This is a genomic window from Pantoea phytobeneficialis, assembly GCF_009728735.1.
In the GTDB taxonomy this organism is placed as follows: Bacteria; Pseudomonadota; Gammaproteobacteria; order Enterobacterales; family Enterobacteriaceae; genus Pantoea; species Pantoea phytobeneficialis.
Window position 1 is genome coordinate 3,328,162 of sequence record NZ_CP024636.1, and the last position, 11,140, is coordinate 3,339,301.

At 55.9% G+C, this 11,140-nt stretch carries 9 protein-coding genes; all 9 read right to left on the reverse strand.

Annotation, left to right across the window (positions count from 1 at the left end):
- Nucleotides 1-61: 61 nt before the first annotated feature.
- The 9 genes from CTZ24_RS15425 to mdtD all read right to left on the reverse strand — a co-directional run bounded on the left by CTZ24_RS15425 (nt 62) and on the right by mdtD (nt 11,127).
- Entirely contained in the window at nt 62-748 is a 687-nt protein-coding gene (locus tag CTZ24_RS15425) for a GntR family transcriptional regulator (RefSeq protein ID WP_208723970.1), read from the reverse strand.
- Between the two features lie 99 nt (nt 749-847).
- The gene (locus tag CTZ24_RS15430) at nt 848-2,305 is read right to left on the reverse strand and encodes a mannitol dehydrogenase family protein (protein ID WP_208723971.1); all 1,458 of its coding nucleotides are present in this window, start codon (nt 2,303-2,305) and stop codon (nt 848-850) included.
- A 53-nt stretch (nt 2,306-2,358) separates the two neighbouring features.
- Nucleotides 2,359-3,642: an MFS transporter gene (locus CTZ24_RS15435; RefSeq protein WP_021185999.1), complete on the reverse strand. Its 1,284-nt coding sequence runs from the start codon at nt 3,640-3,642 to the stop codon at nt 2,359-2,361.
- Between the two features lie 80 nt (nt 3,643-3,722).
- Nucleotides 3,723-4,733, reverse strand: coding sequence for a Zn-dependent oxidoreductase (locus CTZ24_RS15440; RefSeq protein WP_208725569.1), 1,011 nt, complete (start codon nt 4,731-4,733; stop codon nt 3,723-3,725).
- Between the two features lie 235 nt (nt 4,734-4,968).
- Nucleotides 4,969-5,868: a lipid kinase YegS gene (gene yegS / locus CTZ24_RS15445; protein WP_208723972.1), complete on the reverse strand. Its 900-nt coding sequence runs from the start codon at nt 5,866-5,868 to the stop codon at nt 4,969-4,971.
- Between the two features lie 233 nt (nt 5,869-6,101).
- Entirely contained in the window at nt 6,102-7,475 is a 1,374-nt protein-coding gene (gene trhP, locus CTZ24_RS15450; protein WP_208723973.1) for a prephenate-dependent tRNA uridine(34) hydroxylase TrhP, read from the reverse strand.
- 143 nt (nt 7,476-7,618) lie between these two features.
- Nucleotides 7,619-8,326: an envelope stress response regulator BaeR gene (baeR, locus tag CTZ24_RS15455; protein WP_021185995.1), complete on the reverse strand. Its 708-nt coding sequence runs from the start codon at nt 8,324-8,326 to the stop codon at nt 7,619-7,621.
- A gap of 9 nt (nt 8,327-8,335) precedes the next feature.
- Nucleotides 8,336-9,721 (reverse strand): envelope stress sensor histidine kinase BaeS, encoded by a 1,386-nt coding sequence (baeS, locus tag CTZ24_RS15460; RefSeq protein ID WP_021185994.1) that lies wholly within the window; start codon nt 9,719-9,721, stop codon nt 8,336-8,338.
- Nucleotides 9,718-11,127 carry a multidrug transporter subunit MdtD gene (gene mdtD / locus CTZ24_RS15465; RefSeq protein ID WP_208723974.1) on the reverse strand — a complete coding sequence of 470 codons (1,410 nt, stop codon included), beginning with the start codon at nt 11,125-11,127 and terminating at the stop codon, nt 9,718-9,720. The genes baeS and mdtD overlap by 4 nt, the downstream gene beginning before the upstream one ends.
- Nucleotides 11,128-11,140 lie beyond the last annotated feature (13 nt).

An 11,140-nucleotide genomic window follows, 5' to 3' on the forward strand; every position in this document is an offset into this window, starting at 1 on the left:
TGCGCATGATGCCGCAAAAAAACAGCGCGATAAATCGCGCCGCTACGGCATGTCACACTGCTTAAGGCGCTTCAAACCACTCGCTATTGCGTTCTGCAATCGGCGTTATTGTCATAATCATCTCCTGCAAATGGCGGCGCATTGCCGACTCCGCAGCCTCAACGTCGTGCGCTTTCAGCGCCGCATAAATCTCTTCATGCTGCTGGATCAAGTTCTCCGGCGGTGAGACTTCGCTTAATGTCAGAAAACGCACCCGGTCCATGGTCGCTTTGATATTTTCCACCGTTTCCCAGGCCAGCAGACAGTTGATACTTTCCGCAATCAGGCGATGAAACTCATCGTCGAGGGCGAGAAACGCCTGGCTGTCGTGGCGTTCGGCTGCTAAACGTTGCAGTTGCAGGTTATGCTCCAGCGCCATCAGGGCGACAGGCGTAATTTCCTGCGCGGCCCGGCGGACCACGGCAATTTCCACCGCTTCACGAATAAAACGACCATCAGCAACGCGCTGGGCAGAGATTTTTCGCACAAAGGTGCCACGCTGCGGCAATACCTGCACCAGGCCGGCTTCAGCCAGCTTGATAAAAGCTTCGCGCACCGGCTGACGAGAGACGTTAAAGCGCGCAGAAACCTCTTTTTCCGACAGCAGCGAGCCAGGGTGAATGACGCAGGTGACAATGTCCCGACGCAAATAGCGATAGATCTGCTGATTCACCGGTTCGCTGGTGGTGATGGTATAGGCAATTGACATGCAGCAATATCCGTATTTATGGCTGGTATTGACCAGCCTTTATGGGAAAGATTCAGTCTAATCAGCACGCTGCATCTGCGCTACCAGTTTGTTGCGGCGTTACCCCTGACTGAGGGCATGCACCGTGGCACGCGCCCCTTCGGCACACAGCTGCTGATAAAGTTCTGTCACCCGGCTCACGAAGCCTGGGTGTTGCAGCAAATCGTCACCGAACACCGCTTTCAACCCCAGTAACGCCCGGACACGCGGCGCGCCTTCTTCGCTGGTCGCTACAATACGCGCCAGTTCCTCTTTCAGCGGGTCGCGAATCTCAATGGCTTGACCGTGCTCATCAACGCCGCTGACATAACGCATCCAGCCTGCCACACCCAACAGCAAAAAGTCACAGTCAGAGCCATTGCGCAGATGCCAGCGCACACTGTCCAGCATTCGCTGTGGCAGCTTTTGCGTGCCATCTGTGGCGATTTGCCAGGTGCGATGTTTAATGGCGCGATTCTCGTATCGGGTGATCAGCGAATCGGCATACGCGGCCAGATCCACACCGTTGGTACGCAGTGTCGGAGCCTGATCCTGCATCATCAGCGCACGGGCGGCATGGCGATAATGCGCATCGGCCATACAATCGCTGATATGTTCATAACCCGCCAGATAGCCAAGATACGCGAGGAAAGAGTGGCTGCCATTCAGCATTCGCAGCTTCATCTCTTCGAACGGCAGCACATCGCTGACCAGTTCTGCTCCGGCGTTTTCCCACGCCGGACGCCCACTCACAAAGTTATCCTCGATCACCCACTGAAAAAAGGGTTCCGCTTCCACCGCCACCGGATCTTCGCAACCGAGACGCGCAGTGAGGCTGGCAAAAGCGGCATCGGTCATCGCCGGGACGATGCGGTCCACCATGGTGGAAGGGAAGGTGATATGGTTTTTGATCCAGTCGGCCAGTTCTGAGCTGTGTCGCTCCGCCAGTTGCACAATCACGTTGCGCGTCACATGGCCATTCTCTGGCATGTTGTCGCAGGACATCACGCTAAAGGGCGGTAAATTGCCTGCGCGCCGACGGATAATCGCTGCCAGAATCAGGCCGGGTAACGAATGCGGCTCCTGCGGATGCGCCAAATCGTGCACGATATCGGGATGATCAGGGTTGAGATTGCCGCTGGCGGGTAGGTGGCAGTACCCTTTTTCGGTGACGGTCATCGACACAATCGCCACATCCGGCTGACACATTGCCTCGATAACCGCGTCGATACCGTCCCCTTTACCGTGCAGCGCGCCAGTCACCACGCCTATCACCCGGGTATGCAGGCTGTCATCAGCCATTTCAGTCAGGGTGTAGAGCAAATCCTGCTGGCGTAAAGCCTGAATCAACGCGCCGCTGTTGAGGTTCACCTCACAATAACCCCAGTCGCTGCCCTGTTCCGCCAGCTTGTCCGTTGCCAGTGCCTGGTGGGCACGATGAAAGGCACCAAACCCGATGTGGACCATGCGGGTTTTCAGGCGGCTGCGATCATAGCCTGGACGCTGAACATCGGCGGGAAGGCTGCCAATCTCTAACATAATCATTCCTTTTAGCAAGCGGGGCGTAAAGTCGCCCCGCAATGGTCAATTTTTTAGGCTGAGACCGGTTTGTTACTGGTTTTTGGGCTGCGAATAACAAACAGCACCAGCAGCGCGCCCAGTCCCGCAACCACACCCGCCAGGATAAAGGCGCTATCGAACTTGCCGGTGTGCTGGACAATAAAACCGGTGACGATGGGACCGATAATGCCTGACAGGCTACCCACCAGGTGAATAAAGCCGCTGATGCTGCCGACACGGCTTTTGTGCACCACGTCCTGAATAATCGCCCAGTAAATCGCGCCGGTGATATAGAGGAAGAAGATGGAGATCGACATCATGATCACCGCCGAATTCACCTCTTTTATCGTACCGGCCAGCGCGACACAAATTGCGGCGGCCAGCAGTGAGACCACCAGCACAATTTTACGTGACAACAGTAACTTACCGGTAATGTTGAAGATTTTATCGGAGATCCAGCCGCCCAATGCCAGGCCGACGAAACCGACAATCCACGGGATCATGGTGGTGATGCTCATGGCTTTGATATCCAGGCCATGTGCCTGCACCAGATAGGCCGGAAACCAGCTCAGGAAGAAGAACAGGATGTAGTTGTAGCAGAAGAAGGCGAAAGCGGTGACCAGGATGATCGGCTGGCGCAGGTAGTAACCCATACCATGTACAGCACCGGACAGATCGGTTTCTTCACCGGGCTGCTCCGCTTTCAGTTTTTCCACCAGCGCACGTTCTTCCGCGGAGACGCGCTTGCTTTTCGCCGGATTGTCAGCGGCAAAGAAGAACCAGAACGCCATCCATACCAGACCAATCAGGCAGATTGCCACGAAAGCGGGGCGCCAGCCGAATGACAGCGCCAGATAGCCAACAATTGGGCCGGCGACGGCACCACCCAGCGGTGAACCGGCACTGAGCAGACCCATCGCGGTAGCCGCTTGTTTTTTCGGGAACCAGCCATTAATGGCTTTGTTAGCCGAGGCGCAGATTGGGCCTTCTGCCATACCAAACAGCACACGCAGAATCATCATTGACCAGAAGCCGGTCGCCAGTGCGGTCATACCGCAGAACAGCGACCACATACCCACAGCGGTGCCCAGCACAATGGTCGGGCCGAATTTATCGGTCGCAAGGCCACCAATAAAGTTAAACAGCGCATAGCCGAAGAAGAAGCTGCCGAAAATCATGCCGAACTGTTCAGCGTTGATCATCAGATCTTTTTCCACCAGCGGTACGGTCAGTGACAGGGCAATACGATCGAGGTAATTGATCATATAAACCAGAAATAACAGCAGTACGAGGGTCCAGCGCAGGTTCTTTAACATAGAAACTCCGACATCTTGCTTTATTGTATTATTGCCGGCGGGTACGCACCGGCAAGAGGACACCTGGTGTGAAGGTTAACTCAACCCATGTGTAGGATCACTTTGCAGCAGGTGCGTGGGTCTTTTTCAAACAGCGTCATGGCACGTTCAATTTCCGCCAGCGGGAAGTAGTGCGTCACCAGCTTCTCTGGCTGGATCTGGCCTTTTTCCATCCACTCGATCACTTGCGGGAAACGGTTGCTGTTCAGACGTGAGGTGAACAGCGACAGTTCTTTACTGGTCAGGCTTTGTTGCGTAATGCTGCACGGTTCGCCGGAGAAGCCCAGCAAGCCGATGCGTGCGGCCGGAGAGGCGAGGGCGGCCGCTTCCGCCAGAATGCTGGGGTGACAGGCGGCATCGATGATCAGTGTTGGCTGTAGCCCTTCCAGTTGCGCCGCCAGCGGGATCTCGCTGTTGTTGAATACCTGGTCGGCACCGTTTTGTTGCGCCAATGCGAGGCGTTCTGGCAGACGATCCACCACCAGTACCTGTTCAACGCCATAGACGCCTTTTAGTACCTGAATGGCGGTTAGTCCCATTGGGCCTGCGCCGTAAATCAGCGCCACATCCTGTGATTGTGGTTTCAGAAACGCGGTGATGTTGGCGGCGATGGTGAAGGGTTCAACCATGCTGGCGAGCTTATCGGGAATCGTATCAGGCAGACGAAAGGCGTTTTTGGCTGGAGCGACCGCGAATTCACTGAAACCACCGTCGCGATGCACGCCGATCACCTGAAGTTCCTTGCAAACGTTGGGGCGACCAATCGAGCAGGGATAGCAGTGACCGCAACTGACAACCGGATCGACTGCCACGCGTTCGCCAACACGCTGTGCATCGACGCCTTCGCCGACGGCGTCGATCAGCCCAAAGAATTCATGCCCGATAACGCGAGGATATTTAGCAAAAGGGTTGTGGCCGTGCCAGATATGCACATCCGAACCACAGATGCTGGCAAACTGGACTTTCACGCGAACTTCACCGGCAGCAGGTTGCGGTAAGGGACGCTCTGCCAGTACCAGTTCACCCGGTTGTTCAATCACCACACTTTTCATCATCAGCTCCTTTGCCCTGGGCCGTCATTCACGGTCGAGGGGCTTTAACGGGAAATCAATGATGAAAAAATACGCTTGCAAATACTACCATACAAGTCGACTTAACAGAGTTGTGAAGAGGGTCACAGCTCGGGAAAGGAGGGATCGGAACGTAGTGGCGCGATTTATCGCGCGGTTCTGTGCATGCTGGCAGAAAACCTCGCGCGATAAATCGCGCCGCTACGTAAGATACAAATTACGCCAGTAGCGGACACTGCGGCGGCAGACGGCAGCTCAATGCGCCCGGCAGCACCTCTATCTGGAATTCGCTACCGCTCAGGGGTTCGCCGTCCAGGTTAAATGTCATCTCGTGGGGAGAGCGGATACTCAGCGACTGCAACTTCGCTGAGACAATGTTGGGGTTTTCATCATCGCGCGTCAGCGAATGCAACAGGGTCGGCAACAGTTCCTGGGCGGTGACGATGCTCAGATTGAGCTGGCCATCATTAATCAGCGCGTCAGGACACAATTTTTGGCCGCCACCTGCCTGACGTCCGTTGCCAATACCAATGACCAGCGCATCGCCCTGCCAGTCAAAACCAGGTGCTACGATTTCACAGCGGTCCGGTTTGAGGGCATCGACACGCATCAGGCCATGAATGAAATAGGAAACACCACCCAGCGCGGATTTGAGTTTTTCCGGTGTTTCGGTAGTAATGCGAGTGCCAAAACCGCCGGTCGCCATATTGATAAAGTAGCGATCGCCATTGACACGCGCCAGGTCGATGGCGGTGGCTTTGCCGAGCACCGCGAGGCGCAGTGCCGGTTCCATCTCCAGCGGAATACCGACGCTGGTGGCAAAATCATTCGCGGTACCCAACGGCAGAATGCCCAGCGCAGGACGGTGGTCTGCGGGTAGCGCTGCCAGTGCGGTGGCAATTTCGTTGATGGTGCCATCGCCGCCGCCAGCTACCACCGTTTCCGCCTGCAAACTGACGGCTTCCTGCACGTAGCGGTCGCCATCGCCTTTTTCCCAGGTGACACGCACGGCCAGATTAAAGCCTTCATCACGCAATTTATTTACCGCGGTGCGGAGTTCTTCATTTCCGGCACCTTTGCCATTCAAAATCAATAAGGTAAGTGGTTGGTTTTGCATCGTCCATTCCCTGAGGCATTACAGATAAAAGTGGTTATAGCATAGCCGGGACAGGAACTTTATCGGTGCGGGGATGAAAAAAAGAAAACCCGCACGGGGGAGCCGGGCGGGTGAATGAGGTGGTTCCTGGTACTACCTGCTGATTATTGTTACTCGTTAGCAGCGAAAGCGAGTTTACGCCAGGGCGAAACGGCGGTCTGTGATCCTGTTCTAATTTCACCCATTTCTTTTCATTAAGTGCGGTTGCTGGCGTGTGGGTCGCGCGTGCTGTCGCCAGCGGAAAAGTTACGCAGCAACAATGCGAAAGCGAGATCGACGTGCTCGGGTACCGGCAGCCAGACACGATGACCATCCCCCGGTGCCACATCAACGGCGCTTCCCTTGTCATTCTGCATCGCTTCCAGCCGACAATTCAGATTGCCATTGGGGGTCATGATTTCCAGCTCATCACCCAGCAAGAATTTATTCTTCACGGCCACCTGCGCCCACTCGCCACGGCGTTCACCGGTAAATTCACCGACAAACTGCTGGCGTTCCGACACCGAATAGCCTTGTTGGTAGTTTTGGTAGCTGTCATGGGTATGACGACGCAGGAAACCTTCGGTGTAGCCACGATGTGCCAGACCCTCCAGGGTTTCCAGCAGCGAAGGATCGAAGGGTTTACCTGCGGCGGCATCATCGATGGCCCGGCGATACACCTGGGCGGTACGAGCGCAGTAATAAAACGATTTGGTACGGCCTTCAATCTTCAGCGAATGCACGCCCATCTGACTCAAACGTTCAACATGTGCCACGGCGCGTAAATCTTTCGAATTCATGATATAGGTGCCGTGCTCATCCTCGAATGCGCTCATGGTTTCGCCCGGTTTCATTTTCTCTTCCAGCAGAAAAACGCGATCCGTTGGCGTACCCAGTCCCAACGTCGGCGTGGCTGCTTGTACCTCAACCGGTTGGTGGACACCGACAATATTGCCGACCTCGTCCTGCTGGCCTTCCGCCACCTTATATTCCCAGCGGCAGGCGTTGGTACAGGTCCCCTGGTTGGGATCGCGTTTATTCAGATAACCGGACAGTAAACAACGGCCAGAATAGGCCATGCACAGCGCGCCGTGTACGAAGATCTCGATCTCCATTGCCGGCACCTGCTGACGGATCTCACCGATCTCCTCCAGTGACAATTCGCGCGAAAGAATCACGCGGGTTAACCCCATCTGCTGCCAGAATTTCACCGTCGCCCAGTTGACGGCGTTAGCCTGTACCGAGAGATGGATCGCCATCGCCGGGAAGGCTTCGCGTACCAGCATAATCAGGCCGGGATCGGACATGATCAACGCGTCCGGCTGCATTGCCACCACCGGAGTCAGATCGCGGATAAAGGTCTTCAGTTTGGCGTTATGCGGTGCGATATTCACCACCACATAGAATTTTTTGCCAAGTCGGTGGGCTTCATCGATGCCTTTGGCGAGGTTTTCATGGGTGAATTCGTTATTGCGCACGCGCAGGCTATAGCGCGGTTGCCCGGCATACACCGCGTCAGCGCCATAGGCAAAGGCATAGCGCATATTCTTCAGCGTTCCCGCTGGAGAAAGCAGTTCAGGTTTAAACATGGGATCTCACTGATGTCAGGTCAGCATGCCATCGACGATGGCAGGTGCAGTGGCCGTATCAGACGGCCCTGCAAAAGGTGGGGAATTTTAGGCAGGGCCACTCACGAAGTAAATTGACCTGGATCAAGCTAAGGCGCTGATTGCTACAGGATGCGGCAGACATCGGCCTCCCAGCGATAACCCATGCCGTATACCGCGCGGATAAACGGTTGTTCCGCGTCGAGACTTTCCAGCTTACGGCGCAGATTTTTGATGTGGCTGTCGATGGTGCGATCGGTCACCACGCGATAATCGTCGTACAGATGGTTGAGCAACTGTTCACGCGAAAACACTTTACCTGGTTCCAGCGCCAGCGTTTTCAACAGCCGAAACTCGGCTGGGGTCAGCTCCAGTTGCTGTTCACGCCAGGTGGCCTGGAAACGCCCCTCATCGATCACCAGATGTGACGCCTGCTGCGCCTCTTCCGGCGTCCGTTTGACGCGGCGCAAAATGGTTTTCACCCGCGCCACCACTTCACGCGGACTGAAGGGTTTGCAGATATAGTCGTCGGCCCCAATTTCCAGGCCAAGCAGGCGATCAATTTCTTCGGTGCGCGCCGTCACCATGATGATAGGTAATTCGGAGAAACGGCGAATTTCGCGACACAAGGTTAAGCCATCGCGACCTGGCAACATTAAATCCAGCAGCATCAAATCCGGCGGCGTCTGCTGCACATAACTCAGCACTTCGCTGCCGTTGCCAATATGGTGGGTGCGATAGTTGGACGCTTGCAGATAATCAATCATCAGCTGCGCCAGTTTCGGCTCGTCTTCAACAACAAGGATTAAAGGGTCGTGCTTTTCCGTGCTCATAGGCTGTGCTTAATGGGGAACATAAGGCAAGTTTAGCGTGATTTGCAGACCACCTAAATCAGAGAGATCTGCACTAATGCTGCCACCATGCGCTTCCGCAATATTTTTGCAGATCGCCAGACCGAGACCCGAGCCGCCGCTGGCACGGTTGCGTGAACTCTCCGTGCGGAAGAAACGCTCAAACAACCGGGCCTGATGGGCCGGGTCCACACCAGGCGCGCTGTCGGCAAAGCAGAGCTGCCAACTGTCGCCGAGGTTTTTCATGGTCAGGCGCACCTGACCACCGGCATCGGTATAGCGCAGGCTGTTTTCCAGCAGGTTGGTGAACAGCTGCATCAACCGATCGGGATCGCCGAAACTCGGCGCTTCTGCTGGCAATGTCAGCTGCAAGGTCAGCTGGCGGCTGCGATAGCGTTCGCCGAAGCTGCCCGCCGCCACCTCCAGCAGATGGACTAAATCCACCGCCTGCTTGCGATAGGCAAGGGCACCGGCATCAGAGAGTGATAACTGATGTAAATCATCCACCAGCTTGGTCAACACCACCACTTCGCTTTGTAGCGAAGAGATGGCTTCCGGTGTCAGTTTGCGCACACCATCCTGCATGGCCTCCAGCTCGCCACGCAGGATCGCCAGCGGCGTGCGCAGTTCATGGGAGATATCCGCCATAAAGGCCCGGCGGTTGCTCTCGTTTTTTTCCAGCGAGCTGGCGAGCTGGTTAAAGTCGCGCGCCAACTGGCCGAGTTCGTCGCTGCTTCCCACTTCGACCCGCGTGGCGAAATCGCCTGCGGCCAGATGGTGGGTGCCATCCACCAGCCTTTTTACCGGGGCCAGCAAGCCGCGCGCCATCAGCCAGGTCGCCAGCGCTGCCATCAGTGCCGTAAAGCCTACGATGATCCAACTGGTGCGGCGCTGTTGTTGGTCAAAATTAATGTCAGTGCTGCGGGTGAGGCGTTCAGCAGGTGAGCCGATCACCCAGCCAACCACTTTGCCATTGCTGGTGGTGATATTGCGTCTTGTCCCTTCAGGGGGGACCGGGGATCGCGGGCCAGAAAGTACCTTGTATTGCTGATCGATAATCCAGAACTGGGTGCGCCAGCCGTGTGGGGGCAGCAGGTTACCGCTGCCGGGGTTCTGCTCCAGCGAACGCAGGATAGAAAAAATCAGCCGGTCATTGTTGCGCAGAAAATCCCAGTTACCGTGCTGTTCATATTGGTCAGCAAGCGCATCACTCAGCAGCGTCAGACGTTGTTCATTCCCTTTACGAATGTAATCGACAAAGCCGTGTTCAAAGCTGAGCCGCACCCCCCAGTGCATGATGATAATCACCAGCATGCAGGTGGAAAAAATCGCCATAAACAGCTTGGGACCAATGCCGAGTTTCAGCGCGCGCTTCATCCTTCACTCCTTTTGCGTCGCAGATCGACGTTTTTGCTCACATCTTTCGGCACACGCCAGAACACCAGCGCAGGCAGGATAATCACCAGCGCCATGCTGAGGTAAGCGTAGATAAAGGTTTGGTGGGCTGCTGCGCTGTTGGCGATGGCGCCATGACCGAAAGCACCCAGCAGCAGGCCAGCGATGGTGACACCAATGCTGGTGGAGAGCTGCATGATCATCGACAGCAAACTGTTGCCGCTGGACGCCAGTTCATCTGGCAGCGCTTTCAGCGTCAGGGTGTTCATGGATGAGAAGCGAATGGCGTTGACCATCCCCTGAAGCAATAACACCACCGGCAGCAGCCAGGTCCTGCCCAGCAACGCGACCGCCGGGAACAGCAGCACCACCAGCGCGAGCGCGCAGGTGCCACCCACCAATGCATTGCGGTAACCGAACAGATTCACGATCCTCACCACCACGCGTTTGATCCCCATATTACCCAGCACCATTGGGATCATCATCAGCCCCGCATGGAACGGGCTGAAGCCGAGGCCCACCTGCAAGAAAATCGGCGTCATAAACGGCAGCATGCCGCTGCCGATGCGACCGGTAAAACTGCCGAGCAGACCGATGGAGTAGATGCGATTATCAAATAATTTCAGGCTAAACAGGGCATCGTCGTTGTTACGACCGTGCATCAAATAAAACAGCAGGGAAAAGACGCCAACCAGGATCAGCAGACCGAGCAGCAGCGCAGAGCCATCGGTGCTCCGCTGTCCATCAAGCGCCAACGTCAGGGTCGCCATGCCTACGGCCAGTAAACCAAAGCCGAGAAAGTCGAAGCGTCGGGTTTGCATGGTGTAGTTGGGCATGATCGCGAGGGTGGCAATGGCACCAATGATGCCGACCGGGATGTTGATCAGGAAGATCCAGTGCCAACTGGCGTACTGCACCAGAATACCGCCCAGCGCCGGACCGAGCAGCGGACCGACCTGGCCGGGTAGGGTAACAAAGGTCATCGCCGACATATATTGCTCGCGCGGGACGATTTTCATCACCGTTAAGCGCCCGACAGGCACCATCATTGCGCCGCCGACCCCCTGAATGACACGCGCCAGCACCAGTTGATCCAGTGTGCCGGAGAAGGCACAGAACACCGAACCAATGCTGAATAATACGATGGCGGTGAAGAAGATATTCCGCACACCAAAACGGTCAGCCAGCCAGCCACTTAGCGGCAGGGTGACGGCCACCGTCAGGACATAGGAGACAATCACCGAATGCATATGCAGTGGACTGACGCTGAGGTCGCGCGCCATCGACGGAATGGCGGTGTTGACGATGGTGGTATCCAGCGACTGCATAAAAAAGCCAAAAGCGACAATCCACAATTGCCAGCGCACCGTCGCGTTCTGAGTGGTCATGGTCTCTTCATCC